This window comes from Streptomyces sp. MMBL 11-1, from assembly GCF_028622875.1.
Lineage (GTDB): Bacteria > Actinomycetota > Actinomycetes > Streptomycetales > Streptomycetaceae > Streptomyces.
The window spans coordinates 625,974-644,178 of the sequence record NZ_CP117709.1; the positions used below are offsets into that span (position 1 = coordinate 625,974).

Sequence of the window (18,205 nt, forward strand, 5' to 3'; positions counted from 1 at the left end):
CGGTGTGCCGCGCCCACCGGCGTACCTCTTCGCGGGCGGCCTGCCAGGCCGTGGCGGCCGGGGAGCGGTCCACGGACCGGGGCAGGACGGTCGGCCGGTCGGGGTCGCCGTCGCCGAGCGCGGTCTGCTCGTCCGCGCTCAGGCCGAGCCAGGCCTCCCGGGCCCTCGCGCGGGCGTCGTAGTAGTTCTTCTCGGCGGCGGCGAGGTCGGCCGCGGCTCTGGCCTGGTCGTCCCAGGCCGCGCCGGCCTCATCGGGGAACGTGGTGTCGTCCAGGAGTCCGTGATCGCGGGCGAGGTCCTCGCGCAGCCAGACCAGGACGGTGGTCTCGGCCTCGGCGGCGCGCGGTCCACGCCTCGCGTGGCCGAGCGCCCGCATCGGGCGGCTGTCGGTGAACCGGTGGTCGACCTCGGACACCGACAGCCAGCTCACCGGTACCGCGAAGAGCATGCTGCGGTCGGTGACGACCTTGAGGTGGGTGCCGAGTGTGGTGTCCATGGCGCCCTTCGACGTGGTGCTGTCGTTCGCCCCGCCGATCGGGACCGTAGCGCCGGGGTTGGTCACTCCCGCGTTGCTGTTGCCCGCCATCGGCGACGAGCTCACCGCGCCCTCGACGTTGTCGACGATGCCCGCCTCCAGCGCGTCGGAGGTCTTGCGTCGCCGCATGGCCTCCATCCGCGGCTTGTTCTCCACCGCGAGCAGACGGGCGCCCCTGCGGTGCATCCTCGCGTAGAGGCGGGAGTCGGCGGTGTGGGACTGGCCGAAGAGGTGGGCGGAGGCCTGGGTGGGCAGCGGCGAACCGTTCGGGCCGAGCGCCTCGCGGAACCCGGCGGTCAGGCCGACCTGGGTGGTGGCCTCCTGCTGGGCCTGGGCGGGGGCGGTGCCGAGGCCGGTGAGCGGGGTGTGGCGGGCCATCCGTACGCGCTCGGCGAGCTCCGTGCCGGTGTACTGCCGGCCGAGGTCGCTGTCGCCGGGGAAGCCGTCGGCGCGCGCGGTGGCGAGGGTCAGGGCATCGCGTACCCGGGAAGCGCCGAGCACGTCCACGGCGAGGATGCCGGATCCTGTGCGGTCGTCGAAGCGCAGGATGTCCGGGTTGGGGGCGCCGGTGTCCCCGTCCGTGTTGCGACGCCAGTTCGCGACGGCCTCCGGCCGCGCCTGATGCGCCGTCAACAGGCGCACCGCGCCCTCGGGTTCCGCGATGTCCTGCTCGGAGAGCGCGCCGTCGGCGCCGTCGCCGTCCGGGGTGAGCAGGCTCGTCGGGAGGATCTCGTTGAGGCTGCCGACCGAGGCGGTGGCGGTGGGACTCAGCGGCTCGCCGGAAGCGTCCGTCATGGTGACGGTCAGGGTGTACGAGGTGATGATCTCGGCGTGCGTCTGGGTGGTGGCGATGTTCGGCATCGCGGTGCTGCCGGTGGTCTCGGTCCGGGTGCTCGACCGCTGCTTGGCCGCGGTGCCCTGCAGCGCCGGGTTGGCGACCAGCACACCGCTGCCCGCCGCGCGCTGGCTCGCGCTGAGCGTCACATCGGCCCCGCGGTCCTGGGACGTTCCCTTGGCGTCGTCCCGGGACGTGGTGCGGTAGTCCTCCAGCTCGTAGCCGGTGCGCAGCCGCTCCACGGTGGTCGTGACCGGCGTCAGCGTGAACCTGAGCTGCCCCGGACTGCCGCCGACCGGCAGGTGGTGCGGGCGGGTCCACGCGCGGTGGCGGACCGGCAGGGTCATCCCGTCGGTCGTCAGCTCGTGCAGGTGGGAGCGGAGGAAGTCCGGCGAGAGGCGCTGGAGGACCTGCTCGCGGTCGTGCGAGGGCACGCCGATCCGCTCCAGACGCCCCATCAACTCCTGTGCCACTCCGCTCGCGTCGAGCCGGCCGCTGGGATGGGAGGGGAAGCGACGGCGGCGCAGGAAGGGCGGAAGCCGGTAGCCGCCGCCGAGGTTGCCCGGCGTGGCGGTGCCGAGGCCGTCCGGGGCGAGGCCGGTCTCGATGGCGTCCTGCAACGGCAGGTGGAACATCACCGCGTCGCGGATGTGCTGGAGCGCGGCGGCGGCCCGGCGCGGCGCCAGCCCGCGCCCGAGCCGTTCGGAGATCCGCCCGGCGGCTGCGCTGATCCCGGCCCCGGCGCGGGTGCCGACCGCCCCCATGGCGGCCGTCCAGCGGTCCCGCACCGCGACGGTCTCGGCGGCGTCGGCCACCACCAGGTACATCCGCCCGGCGTAGGTGAGGGTGGTGTTACGGCCCCGGGTGAGGGTCTCCGAGGCGCTGCGGCCCTTGCCCCAGGCGTACTGGAGAGCCGTCGCGTACGAGCCGAGTACCGCCTGTTCGCCGGGCGCCTGCTGCAACGGCATGGCGGCGCCCTGAAGGCCGAGTGTCGTGCGTGACACGGCGCTGGAGCTGCCGGTGACGCGGTGCTCGTTGCCGAGCGTGGCTTCGAGGCTGCCGGGCTTCGGGTCGCTCACGACCCGTACGTTGCCGAGTTCGCCGCGGATCGCCGCCTTCAGGTAGTGGGTCGAAAAAGGGCCCGCACCGTTGAGCCCGGTGACGCGGGACCCGAACGGGCCCAGGTACTGGCCGAGTTGCCCGGCGATGCTGAGGTTCGCCATCGCCCGGCGCAGGGCGGTGCGGATCGGGGCGCCGGGGGCGCTGACGTGCCAGGAGGTGCCGGAGGCGCGGTCGGCGGTGTCCTGCACGAGCTGCTGACGCTGCCGGCCTCCCTCGGCGCTGAGGACCACGTGCGGGGCGCTGAGGAGCCTGCGGACGAGGCTCCGGTCGGACGTTTCGCCCCGGGCCACGGGTCGGGTTCCGTCGAGGAGTTGGTCCGCCTCGGTGGCGGAGAGGGGGCGCGGTGCGGGGGTGGGTGCGGGGGCCGCTGACGTCGCCGTCGCCGCTCCTGTCGTGGGGCCGGTGGCCGGAGGGTCGGTGGGGGCGTAGCGGGCGGAGCCGTGCGCCGCGGGCACGGCCAGCTCCACCCGGCCCACGGTCTCCATCCCCCGGCTGAACAGCGGGCGCTCCTCGACCTTGCTGACGAAGACGCCCGCGCCCAGCAGACCGGCCGAGGCGAGCCGGGCCCAGCCGCGCGGGCGGCGGTGGCCCTCGAAAGTGGCGGCCAGCTCCACCTGGTAGCTGTAGAGGTCGGCACCGTTCTGGAAGGTCAGCTGGTCGTGGGCGACCGCGACGGTGTTCCGGGTGGCCTTCGCGTCGCTCTTCGCGTAGCGGCCGCCGAGGGAGACGTTGCCCATCCGGCGCGGCAGCCCGGCGTCGGGCGCCTTGTCGTGGTCGCGCGGCGAGATGCCCATCTCGACCCCGGCGGAGAGCGTGGTGGACGCCTGCTGCCCCTGGCCGGAGACCTCGGTACCGATCACCGCGTTGCGCAGGGACCGCTCGCTCATGGTGGTCTCGAACCGCCGGTCGGTGAGGCGCGCCCGCAGGATCAGGGTGTGGTGGCCGCGTCGCACCTTGCCGTCCTCGGTGAGGAGGACGGGCACCCCGGTGGTCGTCAGGTCGTCCAGACTCTGCGCCAGGCTGGGCCTGTTGAGTGCCTCGCGCACCTGGCGGTCGTTGAACTGCGCGGTCCGGACGCGCCCGTCGCCGTACCAGAGCCGGGCCAGCCGGGGGTGCCGCAGCATCAGCGGCGGGACGAAGAGGGACGGGTAGGAGCGGTAGAGCGTGTCCACCACCGTGTCGGCGAAGGCCCGCAGGGGATCCTGGGGAGCCGGGGCAGGGGCGGGGGCAGGAGCAGGAGCCGGGAGCGGCTGCCCGTTCCGGTGCTGCTGACCCTGCTGGTCCTGCTGGTCCTGCTGGCTCTGCTGGGCGGGGGGCCGCACGTTCCGGTCGGGCGGGGCGGGAGGCCGTTGGTCCGGCCGGAAGCCCTCGGCACGGACCTGGCCGCCCAGGTGCACCGGATCCTCACGGGTGAGGTACCACGGCAGGGGCGGCTCGGCGTCCGGGTTCGGGCCCGTCGCGCCGGGCGTTCGGCTGTCCCAGCCCGCGAGCCGGCGCGCGTCCTGGGTGGATATCCAGTCCAGGCTGACCACCCGGACCGGGCGGGCCGCGGACGCCGGTTCACCGGCCTTCCGCACCATCAGGGTGCGCTCCACCCGGTAGAGCGCGAGCGGGTGGTTGCGGACGCGCCCGGTGACCTTGCGGGCCGCGTCGTTACCGAGGTAGTGGCCCCGGCCGGTGCCGAGATCCGCCCGGACCAGCGGGCCGCCCTGGAGCCGGACGTCGGTCTCCGGGCCGATGAGGGTGAAGTTGGGACCGGAGGTGACCTGGGCTCCGAGACGGGTGTCACGGACGTGGGCGCGCTGGTTCTGGTAGGTGGTCTGGGCGATGTCGCGCACCTCGGCCTTGACCGACTCCGTGACCAGGGTGGCCCGGTGCGGGATCGATCGCTCGACGACCAGGTGCCCGAGGGGGCGCTGACCGCTGCCACGGGTCAGCCCGGGCCCGCTGACCGGTCCGGCGAGCCGCCCGAAGAGTCCGTGCAGTCGCCCCGGCCTGACGTAGGAGACCAGCGTGCGGTGCGCCGAACTTCCGGGTCGCGCCCCGGAGATGGCGAGCGCCACCTCCTCGGGCGGGTCCGTCAGGTGCAGTCCGGCGGTGTCGCTGACCCGTGGCTCGACGCCGTCCGGGAAAGTGAGCGTCTCCGGTGCCCGCTTCGGCCCCTTGAACGGCACGGTGAGGTCGTCCGGCAGCCGCCAGCTCAGCCCGTCCCGGACGGCGAACGTCGCGGTGTGCACGGGGGTGCGCTGCCAGCGAGGGGCAGGCGCGGGCGGGGTGGCATCCGGCCCGGTGGTCCTCGGCGCCTCGGTGACGCGCTCCACCCGCACCCGGTAGTGGACGTCGTCCAGGTGCAGATGCGAGCCGTCCACCGCCCGGTACTCGGACTGGTTGTACGCCTGTGTGCCCAGGGTGTAGTCGGTCCGGCGGCTCCAGCCCAGCGAAACGCCGATCTTGAGCATCCAGTTGAGCGGCGGCCCCATGCCCACCGCGGCGGCCACCCGACGCCCGACGCCGACACTGCGCCCGCCCCCCGTACCGGCCTGGCCACGCCGCATGGTGTCCACCCGGACCGTGGAGCCGTTGACGTCGGAGAAGCGTTCCCAGCGGTGGTACGGGGCGGCCTCGACGGTCATCTCGTGGCCGACACCGGACTTCTCCCGGCCCACGAAGCGGGCGCCGCGCGGGGCGGTGAAGGCGGCGGGCTGATCGGTCAGCAGACGCAGCAGCTCCGCCTCGTCGAACTGGGCGCGCACTTTACCGGGCAGCTTGCCGAGGATCTCCTGGGCCACCTGCTCGGCCGAGCGGAGGGTGAGGACACCGACGCCGCTCAGGAGCCCGGTCCGGGGGGCGGCGGCCGTGCGGGGGCCCGGCCCTCCGTCGCCCGGACCGGCGTCCGGGCTGATCAGGACGGTGGGCAGCCGGGCGCCGTCCTCGAAGGTCACCGTACGCGGGGCGGGACCCGGCGGCCGGGCGTCCTCGCCCGTCAACAGCCGTGCGGGCCGGTGCCGTTCGAGCTGCGTCTCCAGCGGCACGGGATCGCCCCGGTCCGGGGCCGGGGTGTCGGGGGCGTCCAGCCCGGTGATCCCGCCCATGCTCCGCAGCCACTGTCCGAAGACATCGGAGCCGGCCGGGTCCTGGGTGGCCGGAGCGGGGGTGAGGACGGGCGCCGGGGCGGGGGTGAAGGGCGCCGAGTCGGGAACCAGGGCGTCGAAGTGGTCGGTGCCGTTGTAGGACAGGTGGAGGGCCCCGCCCCGGCCGCCCGGGTTGAGGGGGGTGACGAAGGTACTTCCCGGTGCCCGCGGGTCCGGCTGGACGAGCCGCAGGTCGAGGTCAAGGGTGTGCGCCAGCGCCTGCGGGAGTACGTCGGCGAAGGGCGACGCCCACAGCGCGGGGAGATCCGCCGCCGCGAGGATCAGGCCGTCGGTGCCGAGCCGTCGCGCGTCGGCGGGGGTCGGTGCCACCTCGGCGAGGTGGGGGTAGCCGCTGTTCCGGAGCATCCGCCGCCACTGTCGGCCGTCTCCGTCGGTGACGACCGCCTGCGCCATCCGGTCCCAGCGCTGGGCGATCCGGCCCTGCGCGTCCGGGTCCCGTACCCCGGCGAGGGCGGTCATCCGCAGGTCGTCGACGACGGCGAGCACGGGGTCGGGGTTGGCCTCGGCCGCCGTGTCGAGGAGTTCGGAGCCGGTGAGCCGGTCGCGCAGCAGCTCGCGCAGCCGGGTGGTGTCCCGAGCGGCCCACGCCGGAGGTACGGGCCGGCTGCGCGCGCTGTCGAGCAGCGCCCGGAAGAGGCAGTTGCCGCCGCCCGGGGTGTGCAGTCGGCGGAAGGCCAGCCCGTCCGCGCGCACGGAGTCCGCGGAGCCGGGTGCCGCAGGGGCCTTGCTGAACAGCGTCAGCTCCTCGGCGAGGCTCTCCGGGCTGCTCGGCGCGGGTGCCAGATCGGGTCGGCGCCGGGCGAGTTCGACGGTGTCCTCGGGGCTCAGGGCCAGGTCGGAGAGGGGCAGCGGGGCGGTGGAGAGCGACCAGGTGATCCGCGCGGCGGGCGCGTAGGTGAGCCCGGTCACGTCTTGCGGTGAGACCAGGGTGGTCGGTGGGAGCTCGGGGGGTGGCGGGGGCAGCAGGGCGTCGAGCGACGTGCCGGTCTCCGCGGTGGCGCTCAACTCGGCTGCCGCGCGCAGGAATTCCCGGTAGTCGTCGGGGGTGGGGTCGGTGGGGTCTGCCGAGGTTCCCCCGGTGGTGGCCGTGGCGCCCGCAGGGCCCGCCTCCGGTCCGCCGGTCGTCGCACCCGTCTCGCGGCGCCGGTCGACGACCATCCGGCGCAGCAGGTCCGGGGTCATCCGGCCGTCGCCGTATCGGGCCGCCGTCTCCTGGTGGAGCCAGCGCAGGCCGTCCACGTACGCGAGTCCGGCGAGCGACTCCCGGTGTTCGGGCTGTTGTTCGGAATCCGGACCGAAGACTTCGCGCAGCGTGCGGATCTGCTGGAGGGTGCGGGCGCGGGCGAACGCGTCGGCCGGGTCCGGGCCCGCGTGCAGACCGGCGTCGCGTGCCAGCGAGTCCAGTGCGGTGCCGCCGGGCTCCGGGGTGAAGAGCCTCCACCGACCCGGCCCGTCCGGTCCGTCGGTGAGTACCGCGCGGACGTTGCCGTCCCGGTCCTTGGCCGTGCCCGCCTCGGTCGTCGGGGCGTACACCGTGCGCCCGGTCCGGTTCGCCACGTGCTGGGCCACGGGCAGCCCCGCGATCTGCGGCTGCCGCCCGGTCTCGCAGGAGAACAGCACCAGCGGCCGGTCCTGGTCGCCGTCCTCGGCCCAGTACTTGAGCACCTCGCCGAGCTGCACGCCGCTGACCTTCACGCTGGGACGCGCGGCGTCATCGGTGCCGAGTGTGACGGTACGGGGGGTGCCGTGCGCCGCGAGGTAGTCCGCGTCCCGCGCCGTTCCGGAGCCGGGTAGCGCGGTCGGCGGTCCGGTGAACACCGTACGGGGGACCGGCGCAGTCTCGGTGGCCGCCGGGTCCGGGGCCTCGGAGGAAGCGGTGCGCACGCCGCGAAAGGTGTCCTGGCCGAGCAGCGCCCGGCGCCCCGCGCTCTGCCCCGTACCGTCCTCGGCGGGGCTCTGCGAGATGGTCAACGTCTGCACCGCGCGGCCGGGCCGGGGCTGGTGAGGCCCTCCAGGCACCCAGCGCCGCAGCTGCGCGAAGGGCACCGCGTGGCCGCTCAGGGTGGTGACGACCCGCTGCTCCTCGGGAGGCGTGGGGCTGTCTCCCTCGGTGGTGGCCACGTCGCCGCGCCCCGACTCCGGTGCGGTGGCGGTCTGTTCCGGGGGCGGGTGCGGTCGGCCGGCGGGCAGGGCGCCGTCGCGGACCAGCGACTCGACCATCTGCGGTACCGAACGGCTGCCCTGGAACAGGCCGTGCATGTCTTCGGGTACGACGGGCCGGAAGCCCTGCTCCAGCAGGAGCTTGGGCAGCAGGAGCTGGACGTTGGTGCGGAGGTTGCCGTCCTGGAAGGGGTGGACCACGTGCAGTGCCCGGACGGTGCGGGCGATGGAGGCGAGCTTGGCTCCGTCGTCGGCCCCGGGTCGGCCGACGCGGGCGTAGTGCTGCTGGAACAACGTGTCGACGAGGTCGGCGGCGGCCCCCTTCTTGTAGTTGGTCGCCAGCGACGGGACGCCGTGCAGGAAGCGGGTGAGGATCGTGACCGGCCGGGGCGAGGGCAGCGGGTCGGCCCAGTTGTGCGTGGTCATGTCGTAGACCAGGGCCTGGCCCCCGACGCGCTCGTCGAAGATGTCGGGAGCGAGAGCGTCACCACGCAGCGGGAACTGGGTGGTCCCGTCGCCGGACCAGCCGATCGCACGGCCGAGATGGCCGGTCGCCAGAGCGTGCATGGCCTGGTACGCGGCCGAGTCCATGGGAGCCGCGACGGTGTCGGGATCGCCAAGGAACCGGGTGTACGCCGCGACCATGCCCGCCTGGAAACCCGGGGACCGGTCGTGGTCGTAGTAGGACCCGGGGTCGTCGGGGAAGGCTGCCAGGGCGGCTTCGTGATTCTTGGGGTCGATGTAGAACTGCCACCACTCGTTCTCCGGCAGGACGTCCCGCAGAGTCTCGCGCTGCTCCGGCGGTCCCGGCCGCCCCTGGTCCGGGAAGGGCCCGCCGGTCCCGGTACTCGCGTCGGTGGTGGTCGCGTCGGTGGTGGTCGCGGGGGTGGTGGTCGCGGGGGTGGCTCCGTCGTCGCGCCCCGACTCCAGGTGCAGATCGGTGGCCGTCTCGGTCCAGGGGGTGGACAGGGTGACCGGCTTGGAGGCGGCTGGGACGTCGGTGGCGGCGCCGGGGCTGTCCGTGGCCGTGGCCGTGGCCGTGGCGAGCGTCGGCTTGACGTCCCGGGCGGGTGCGGTGTCGGTCGTGGTGACGATCGGCGGCTTGATGTCCGTGCCGTCTTCGATGCCGGTCACGGGGGTCGGTTCGCCCGAAAGTACCTTCACGGGGCGCAGGTCCGGGTCGCCAGGCGCCGACGCGCCGCCGACCGGCTTGTCGGCGGGCTTCTCCCCGGGCGGCGGAGGGGCCGACGCGGCGGGCGCGGAGGCCGCCGACGTCACGGGCGTGGGAACGGTCGACGTCACGGGCGTGGCAGACGCCGGCCCGGCGGACGTGACCGGCGACGGGGTATTCGAGGCGCCGGGCGACGGAGTCGCCGACGTGATGGGCGGCGGGCCGAGGGCGGCCGAAAGCGGCAGCAGCACATCGGCGCCGGAGAACGCGGTGCCCGAGATGCCTTCCGGCGTCACCGTGACGTACGGACCGGTGAGCGTACGGGCCCGGACCGGGTCACCGGGACTGTGACGGGTCAGCTCGACGGCGCTGCGTACCGGCTCTCCGGCCTCCCCCGTCACGTCCTGCGCTACCGGCGGGCCGAGCACCACAGCCCGGTCGGCGTCGGCGCCGTCCAGCAACTCAGCGGCCTCCGGGGACCCCGCGGCCGGTGGCGGCGCCTCCGAGACGACCACCGTCAGCGGGGGCGGCCCGGCGTCGGCCGTAGGGCCCGCGGCGACAACGGGCGGGGCGTCGGCGGACGCCCCGCGCCCGTCCGAACCGCCGCCGGTCCGTCCCGGATCGCGCCCATCCGAACCGGCGCCCGCCCCACCCACGTCGCGCCCGATGGAACCGGTGCCCGTCTCCCCAGGACCACGCGCCCCCGAGCCGCCTCCCGACGGCGCCGGGACTCCCCCGGCCATGGAGCCGCCCGCGCCGATCGGCGGGGCCACCGTCACCGGCGTACCGAAGCCCCCCAGGGCCCTGCGGACCTCCTCGGCGTCCACCCGGGCCGCGGGGCTGTTCCCCGCGGGTACCACCCGGACCTCGGGCACCTGCGACAGACCGGCGTTCAGGCTGTCGCGTACGCCTGTCTCGGTGCCGCTGGGCGGCTGGCCGCCCCGTAGGGCGGCAAGGTCGCGCAGCGCCTGTTCGCGCGTCTCGGCGGGACCCTGGTGGAACTGTTGCCACAGCTTGTTCTCGGCGGCGGTCACGGGCATCGGGCCCGGGGAATAAGGGGGCGGGTCCGCCGGGACGTACGGCGGGGGGTCCTGCGCCAGGTAGGGCGGAGGCGACTGGCTGCCCGTGAAGCCACCCTGGCCGGTGACCTGTTGGGCGACCGGCGGAGGCCCGCCGAGGGCGGGTCCGTCGCCGCCGGTGGTGTCCGTGCGCGAGGGGCCGCCGGTGCGGTCGGGACCGTCAGCGGCGCGGGAGGAGTGCTCCGAGCCGCGCGTACCGGAGTCACCGCCGCCGGAGACGGTGGGCAGCGGCTGGTCGCGCAACTTGTCGATCGCGTGCCGCAGTTCGGCGCCGCTGTTGAGGGCGGTACTGGTGAGCGACGCCTCGACCTGGCTGCTGACGCCCGCGCCGACAAAGGTGGACCAGCTGGTGGACCAGTCGCCGTCGAAGGCCCCCTTGATCAGGATCTCCGCGAGCGCTTCGCCGGACCCGGCGGCGAGGAAGTCGGCCGTTCCCTTGAGCCCGTAGTGCCCGGCCAGCGCGGCCGGCCGGTCGGAGTTGTAGCGAAGGATCTGACTGTTCCGCCACAGATCGGGGTTGTTCCGGAAGGCGAGCGGGCCGTCCCGGAAGGTGACCGGGGGCCTGGGCGGGGGGACGGGCCCGCTCCCGTTCGGGTCGGGTCCGGGGCGGTCGTCCGGAGGACTGGCGCGGTCGGGGTTCGGCTTGGAGTCGGGGTCGGGGGTCGGACCATTGCTCTTCGGGTCGACGTTCGGGGTGTCCCGCAGGTTGGGGTTGTCCTTGAAGTCGGGTCCGTTCTTCAGGAAGTTGCCGTCGAAGCTTCTGACGATGTCCTTCGCGAACGTGTCGAAGACGCTCGTGAAGAATCCCGCCGCCGCACCGAAGGCGGCGGCCTTGCCGATGTCGCTCCAGTCGATGCCGTCGGGGCGGCGGCCGTCCGGGGCGAAGTTCATCATCGCCAGCCGCACGGCGAACGTGGTGAACGCCTCGGCGAACGCCTCGGTCAAGGAGGGCGTCAGGTGCAGCCGCTGGAGGAGGTGGCTGAGCGTGGTGAGGATGAAGAAGCGGCTGCGGAGCTTGGCCATCATGATCTGGCTGGCCGAGGCTCCGCCGGTGAAGAAGGACATCGCCAGGTAGATGGCGATCTCGATGAGCAGCCGGATGATCTCGGCGATGACCTGCCACTTGGACTCCATGATGTCCATGGAGGTCTTGCGCCGGCCCTCGGCGATCCTGTCGAGCTGCTCGGCGAAGTCGCGCAGGTAGTTCTTGCCGCCGTCGTCGACGAGCATCCCCATCGCCCGGCTGTACGAGGTGGCGAGGTCGTCCGGCATGGACTCGCCGATGTCGTGGATCGACTTGTCGATCAGCGAGGACAGTCGTTCCAGTTTGCGCCCGAGGCCGGAGTAGGGCCGACGACTGTCGAAGGCGAGGTCCTCGTCGGCGTCCATGAGCTTCTCCCCGGTGAGGATGAAGATCATGGCGTTGACCTCGGGCGATACCTGGATGCTCACCGACGGCCGCCTCGCGGGGCGCCCGGGCAGGACGGAGCGGCCGCTCCCGGTCGCGTACGGGAGCGGTGTGCGCTGCGCGGATCAGCGGCGTCCATGCCCGCCCGGGTCGTCGAATCCATCGGTGTCGAGGCGGCTGTTGCCGTGCTCGATCTCGTCGATGTTGCGGTCACGGGTGTCCTTCATCATCCGGACGTTGCTGACCGTGGCGTCGGTGATGCCCACCAGCGCGTCACGGATGGACATCATGGTGTCCTTGGTGGTCTGCCGCTCCTTCTGCTCCTGCGGTCGGGCCTTCTCCGAGAACTCACTGTTGGTGCCGGGCCACGAGACCGTGGGGGCCAGCTCGTCGAGGAACTCCTCGGTCATGCTCCTGGTGAGCGTGCCGATCTCCTCCAACTGCCGTGCCAGGGCCTCGATGCGGTGCGGGTCGACGTAGTACCGCTGTCCCATCGCGTCAGTCCTCCTCTCCCTCGTCGCCGAGCGCGTCCCGCCAGGCGGGGGTGGCCGGGCCGCCCCGTGCCAGGTCCTCGTCGTCCTCGCGCAGCACCTCGGGCCCGAAGATGCGCTCCCAGTCCAGCTCGAAGCCCTTCAGCTCCGGCACGTTGCTGCTGGGCTCGGCGAAGGGGGCCATCGCCCGCATCACATGCCGGTTCATCTTCAGGCGTGCCGCGCTCGCCGCCTCCAGCACGCTGGCGGCCAGCTCCTGCGGGGACATGTCGCGGTACTTGTTGTCCAGGAACTCGATCCCGGTCAGCTCGCCCTGCGGGCCCGAGGTGGCCCGTACCGCACGGTCGGAGGAGAGCACGGCGAACGACGCCGTCCGCAGCTCGCGCTCGGTGCGCGCGACCGCCTCCTGGGCGGCGTGCAGTTCGGCCATGGCCTTCTCCAGGCGCTTCTCCAGCGGCTCCGTCACACCCGCTCCCCTCCTGGCTCGTTCGCCTCGCTCTTCCCGGCTCCACGCACGACCGTACGGTCACCGTGTCCGGCCTGCGCGTCCGGCCCCGCCGACCGGGCCTGAGGGCCCGTCACCTGCCAATGACGGCCGGGGTGCCGCCCTCCTCCGTGCCCCACACGTCCGCGTCCTCCTCCAGGTAGTCCGCGGAGGTGGCCGGGCGACGTTCCTGCTCCGCCTCCTCCTCGGGGGAGTCGCCGCCGGTGGTCGTCACCCGGGAGGAGGGGGCCAGGAAGGTGTCGTTGTCCTCCTGCCTGTTCCATGGGCTGCGCCTGCGGCGGTTGCGTCGTTCACTCTCCTCCGCGGCGTCGACCAGGACGGCGCGCACGCGCTCGCCGTTGCCCTTCTCGCCACCCGCGCCCATGCCTCCCATGCCGCCGCCCATCGGCATACCGGGGCTGCCCGGCGTGCCCGGGGCGCCGGGGGCGCCCGGGCCGCTGCCACCGGCGCCGGGGGGCGCCGCGTTGTCCGCCACGCTGTCGGAGAGCGGGGACACCTGGCCGAGGATCTCCGACGAGGGGAGGTTCGCACCCGAAAGACCGCCGCCGGAGCCTCCTGCTCCGGCCTGGGCGCCCAGCCCCAGCTCCGAGAGCGAGACGTCCCGGGTGGCGGCTCCACCGCCGGCGCCCCCGCCGCCGCTGCTTCCGCCACCGACTCCCTCGATCGCATCGAGATCGAGCTCGCGGTTCCCGTCGAGGCCGTCGAGGTGACGGTTCCCGTTGAGGTCACCGAGGCTGCCGAGATCACTGTTCGTGCCGAGGTCCCGCAGGTCGTCCAGGAATCCGGGGCCGCGGTCGCTGCCGCGCGAGTTGATCTCGTCGAGCGTGACCGTTTCGGTCCTGCCCTGCGGGTCGGTCACGGTGGTGGCGCCGGAGTCCGGGTCGATGGAGTGGCTGGAGCCGTCGGGGAAGGAGTTGACGAACCGTCCGTTGTCCAGAGATGAGACGGAGCCGTCCGGGTTGGTCACGTCCGCCCCGTGGGTGAGGTCGGTGGTGATCCTGGAGCCGTCCGGAGCGATGCTGGTGAGCTGCCCCGTGTCCGGGTCGAAGACGGCCTTGCCGCCGTCCGGGAAGAGCGTGGCGAAGTCGCCGTTCTCCAGTCCGGTCAGGCTGCCCGTGAAGGACGTGAGGCCCGTGTCGCCGGTGTTGAGGTTTCCGAGGTCACCGAGGTCGTTGGCGGCCTGCCGGCCGCCGAGGTCGCCGGGCGACTCGGTGGGCAGGTCGGCGTTGATGCCGCCGAGGTCACCCAGGCCCCGGAGGCCCCCGAGGTCCCCTATCCCGTTGCGGCCGTTCAGGCCACCGAGACTCCCCAGATTCTCGGTGGTGACGGTGCCGTCGGGCGCGGTGGAGGTGACCTCACCGGACGCCGGGTCGACAACCTGCGACGTACCGTCCGGGAAGGTCGTGGTCAGCCTGCCGTCGCCACCCAACGAGGTGACCGAACCGTCCGGGTTGGTCACCCGGACCCCGTCGCCCAAGCCCTGCGTGGTGACGCTGCCGTCCGGGAGCGTCGTGGTGAGCAGCCCGCTGTCCCGGTCGAACGACGCGCTACTGCCATCCGGGAAATCAGTCCTCAGCCCGGAACCATCGAGCTGAACGGAGCCACCCGTCGGAGTGTCCAGAGAACCGCCCGACCCGTTCAGACCACCGAGACTCCCCAGGTTCTCGGTGGTGACGGTGCCGTCGGGCGCGGTGGAGATGGCCTCACCGGACGCCGGGTCGACGACCTGCGACGTACCGTCCGGGAAGGTCGTGGTCAGCCTGCCGTCGCCACCCAACGAGGTGACCGAACCGTCCGGGTTGGTCACCCGGACCCCGTCGCCCAAGCCCTGCGTGGTGACGCTGCCGTCCGGGAGCGTCGTGGTGAGCAGCCCGCTGTCCCGGTCGAACGACGCGCTACTGCCATCCGGGAAATCAGTCCTCAGCCCGGAACCATCGAGCTGAACGGAGCCACCCGTCGGAGTGTCCAGAGAACCGCCCGACCCGTTCAGACCACCGAGACTCCCCAGGTTCTGAGTGATCGCGTCGTTGGCCGCGGCGCCGGGGTTCCTTGTGGTGCCCGAGCCGTTGACGTTGAGGTTGCCAAGGTTGCCGAGGTTCTGGCCCACGGGGAGGGGCCCGCCGCCCGGGGCGTGCTGGTTCTCGCCGCCCGGGGCGTGCTGGTTCTCGCCGCCCGGGGCGTGCTGGTTCTCGCCGCCCTGGCTGTTCACGTCGCCGAGGCTGCCGAGGTTCTCCGAGATCGCGTTGCCCACGCCGTCGAGGTTCGGGGCGTTTTCGCCGCCGGGACCGGAGGTGTTGAGGTTGCCGAGGTCACCGAGGCTCTCGGTCACCGGGACGTCCGGCTTGGGGTTCAGCAGGTCGTCGAGGCCGTCGAGGCTTCCGCCCCCGCCGCCCGGGCCGTTGATGTTCCCGAGGCTCTCCTGCATCTGCTTGGCCTGCTCCTCGGCCGCCCGCTCGGCCTCCTCCCGCTCGCGCCGCTGCTCCTCACGCAGCTCGTCCGCGTACCGGCGGTCCTCGTCGCGCTGGTTCTTCTGTTCCTCACGCAGTTCGTCCTGGAGCTTCTTGTCCTCCTCCCGTTGCTTGTTCTGCTCGTCACGCAACTCGTCCTGGAGCCTCTTGTCCTCCTCCCGTTGCTTCCTCTGCTCGTCACGCAACTCGTCCTGGAGCCTCTTGTCCTCCTCCCGTTGCTTGTTCTGCTCATCACGCAACTCGTCCTGGTAGCGGCGGTTCTCCTCGTTCTCCTCGTTGAGCTTCTCCTTCTCCTCCTCCAACTTGTTCTTCTCGTACTCCTCACCCGCCGTGCTCGTCGACTTGGGCGCGGGCACGTTGTCGGTGAAGTCCTCGGAGAGCGAGAGGAACTGGTTGTTGAGCTTCGACTGCACTTCGCGGGCGGGGACGACGAGAAGCTCGTCGACGGCCCGGCTCCAGATGTCGACCGCCTTGTCGCCGACCTTCGCCCAGTTGGCGATGTCGTTGAGGTCGCCGTAGTCCGGGTGCACCTGGCTGAAGTCGGTATGCGGACTGTGCGTGATCGACGAGACGTACTGGTACGTGTGCGAGGTGATGTCCGTCCTCGCCACGTTCTCCTTGTCGACCCACTGGGCGAGATCGTCGAGGACATAGCGCAGCACCCGGTGCGGGTCGTAGTAGTCGGACTGGGCCCAGGCCAGCCACTTGTCCAACAGTGTCCTGGCCGCCTCCTCCAGGTGCGCGCGGCCCAGGGAGAGGGCGCGGGAGTACACGGTGCTGCCGGTGCCGTTCCGGTCACCGGTGCCCTCCGTGTTGTTGAAGGTCTCGACGTAGTTGTCGTAGTTCTCGCGGACCTTCCTGATGAGGCTGATGAAGACGTCTGCGGCCTCACCCTTCCAACTGGCGTCGTCCCGGCCGAAGCGGTCCTCCCACTCCTTGAGCAGCGGCGCCTGGTCCTTGAAGAACTTGGCCGCGTAGTCGAAGGAGTCGCCGGTGGAGTTGAAGGTGTCCAGGTCGACGACGCCCTTGTCATCGGCCCCCTCCCCGCTGAAGCGGCCGTCCCCGCTGTTTCCCCGCAGCAGGGCGAGGAGTGCCGCCCGCGGCCCGTTCATGTACCGGGCCAGGGGGATGGTGCTCATCTTGTCCTTGTTGTAGTCCGTGAACTCGTTGCCCTCACGGACGCTCACGTCCTCGACGTTGTCGGAGTCGGTGCCGGCGAAGATGACCTCGTCCCCCGACTTCACGCGGCCCTCGAAGACGATCCGGGCCTGCTTGATGGAGCGCCTCTCTCCGCTGTCGAAGAACCAGACGTCGTAGTCCTGACCCGTGTTCTGCAGAAATCCGGAGTCCCTGGAGAGGAGGCTGAGGCTGCGCTCCTGGATGTCCATCCGGAAAAGCTTGCCGCCGTGGTCGGAGCGGAGCGTGTCGAAGATGACGGCGCGGTCGGGCACCGGGTAGCCGGTGAGGTGGGTGACGAGTGCGGCCCAGTTGTCGGAGGACGCCGCGTCGGTCTCCCTGTACTTGTCGACGTTGCTCTTGGATTCATCGTCGTACTCGCCGGCCACCGGGCACCCCTCTGGTCGTGTGTCGTCCTCGCCGCCGCCGCGCGCGGGTCGTGCTACTTCTCTTCCGTGCCCGTGGACCCGCTGGTGAGCGTGTCGACCTCTTCGAAGGTCTGGAGCAGCGTCTGGGCGTCGATCGCGTCCAGGTTCTTGTTCTTGGTCTTCTCGGCCTCTTCGATGGTGTCGGTGAGAGCCTCCTTGAGCTCTCTGAAGAGGTCCATCTGGTCACCGAGCAGCTTGTCCAGGGCGGTCGCCGCGGTGGTGACGCTCTCGATCAGCGTGGGTCCCGAGACCAGCTTGTCGGTGTTCATCAGCCCCAGACGCAGGATCTGCCGGCCCTGTTCGAGGTTGTCCGGAGTCGTGTAGCCATCGATGAGCTGACCGAGGGGCCGGATGTGGGCCTCGCCCTCCTCGGCGCTGCCGTCCTCCCGGTGCTGCTTGGCCTTGGTGTAGACCGGGTGCACCTCGTTGTCCCGGAAGTTCTCCATCTGCTTGAGGTCAAAGTGCTTGACGTCGGCCTTCTCGCCGGCCATGGGGCGTCCTCCTGCGGTTGGAGCGGGACAGGTCACGGGAACGGGGCGGAGCGGGGAACACGCGGACGCCGGGGTTCACCTCCGTACCGCAGGCGAACCCCGGCGGGGACTACCGGGCGCGCACACCGCCCCAGTTGTCGGCGCTCCTGCGCTCGTCGCGGGAGTGGTTGTCGTGGATGCTCTGGACCAGCTCGCCGCTGTCGCCGAGGAGCAGGGCCATGTTCTTGGTCGCCTGGTCCCACTCGGCCTGGACACCGCGGTACATCTGCTGGTCGTCACCCTCCCACGAGGTCACGAGCGGCTTGAGCTCGTCCTCCAGGTTGTTGAGGGTGGTGATGATCTGCTGGGTCTGCTGCTTCAGTTCCTCGATCGCGTTGCGGACCGTGGAGTACTGCACATCGATGATGCCGTCGGCCATGACATCTCCTCTCGGGTGGCCGGGCCCCTGGGCCCGGGGATGCTCACGGGTTCCGGCCTCCGCGCAAGGGGCCGGTGCCGCCGGGGACGGGTCAGCGCAGCGCCTCGAAGACGCCCTGGCTGGTCTTGCTGTTGAGCACCTCGGTCAGGTCCTGGTTCTCCTTCGCCAGCCGGTCGGCCGACGTCACGTTCTCCTGGAGCGCGTCGACCATCCTGCTGATCTGCACGACGACCTTCTGCGCCTCGCCGTTCCAGCTGCGGAACAGCTTCAGCAGGGCCTGACCCTCGTCACCGCCGACGCCTGAACGCGCGGCGATCTCGGCGACGTTGTTCTGGATCTTCTCGACCGCGGCCCGGGCCGACTCCAGAGAGGAGACACCCCCCAAGCCCTTGGCATAGTCCGCCCGCCTCTGGCCACTGTCCGCCATGTCGCGCTCCCTTCGTTGAGTGACTTCCCATCGCACCGTTGCCCGCTGAGGCTAAAGAGAACTCCGTGTCCGGCGCAACGCGTGCGGGGAAGATTTGAGCATAGTTCCGCGCGTCAGAATCCTTGCACCCCAACGGAGTTGTCCGAAGGTTTCCACGAAATGAACGCGGCCTGCCCGCCGGGCCCCAGGCCCGTTCCATGCGGACGGAAAACGGGCGGCCGGAGAATCCGAACGGTCACCGAGCCGGTCCGTATCCGGTACTGTGCGCCCCTTTTCGCAGGATCCCCCGGAGGAGCGGGCGGTCAATTTTCTGAGCTTTTTCTGAGGTTTCCCCGAGCG

Annotated in this window: 7 protein-coding genes (1 of these 7 running past the window's edge); all 7 read right to left on the reverse strand. The window is 72.0% G+C overall.

The features are described 5' to 3' along the window. Positions 1-11,473: the 5' end (the start) of a lonely Cys domain-containing protein gene (locus PSQ21_RS02625; RefSeq protein ID WP_443334415.1), read on the reverse strand. 17,960 nt of this gene lie to the left of the window's left edge; 11,473 of the gene's 29,433 nt are visible here — the first part of the coding sequence; the start codon lies at positions 11,471-11,473; the stop codon falls past the left edge of the window. A 114-nt stretch (positions 11,474-11,587) separates the two neighbouring features. Then, positions 11,588-11,956 (reverse strand): hypothetical protein, encoded by a 369-nt coding sequence (locus PSQ21_RS02630; RefSeq protein ID WP_274028775.1) that lies wholly within the window; start codon positions 11,954-11,956, stop codon positions 11,588-11,590. 4 nt (positions 11,957-11,960) lie between these two features. Further along, positions 11,961-12,419 carry a YbaB/EbfC family nucleoid-associated protein gene (locus PSQ21_RS02635; RefSeq protein WP_274028776.1) on the reverse strand — a complete coding sequence of 153 codons (459 nt, stop codon included), beginning with the start codon at positions 12,417-12,419 and terminating at the stop codon, positions 11,961-11,963. A gap of 112 nt (positions 12,420-12,531) precedes the next feature. After that, entirely contained in the window at positions 12,532-16,491 is a 3,960-nt protein-coding gene (locus PSQ21_RS02640) for an AAWKG family protein (protein ID WP_274028777.1), read from the reverse strand. A 53-nt stretch (positions 16,492-16,544) separates the two neighbouring features. Then, positions 16,545-17,021 (reverse strand): type VII secretion system-associated protein, encoded by a 477-nt coding sequence (locus PSQ21_RS02645; RefSeq protein WP_274028778.1) that lies wholly within the window; start codon positions 17,019-17,021, stop codon positions 16,545-16,547. A 109-nt stretch (positions 17,022-17,130) separates the two neighbouring features. Continuing rightward, positions 17,131-17,439 (reverse strand): WXG100 family type VII secretion target, encoded by a 309-nt coding sequence (locus PSQ21_RS02650; protein ID WP_003970670.1) that lies wholly within the window; start codon positions 17,437-17,439, stop codon positions 17,131-17,133. Positions 17,440-17,530: 91 nt separating this feature from the next. Next, a complete protein-coding gene (locus PSQ21_RS02655) occupies positions 17,531-17,866 on the reverse strand; it encodes a hypothetical protein (RefSeq protein ID WP_047175464.1) in 336 nt (111 codons plus the stop codon). Positions 17,867-18,205 lie beyond the last annotated feature (339 nt).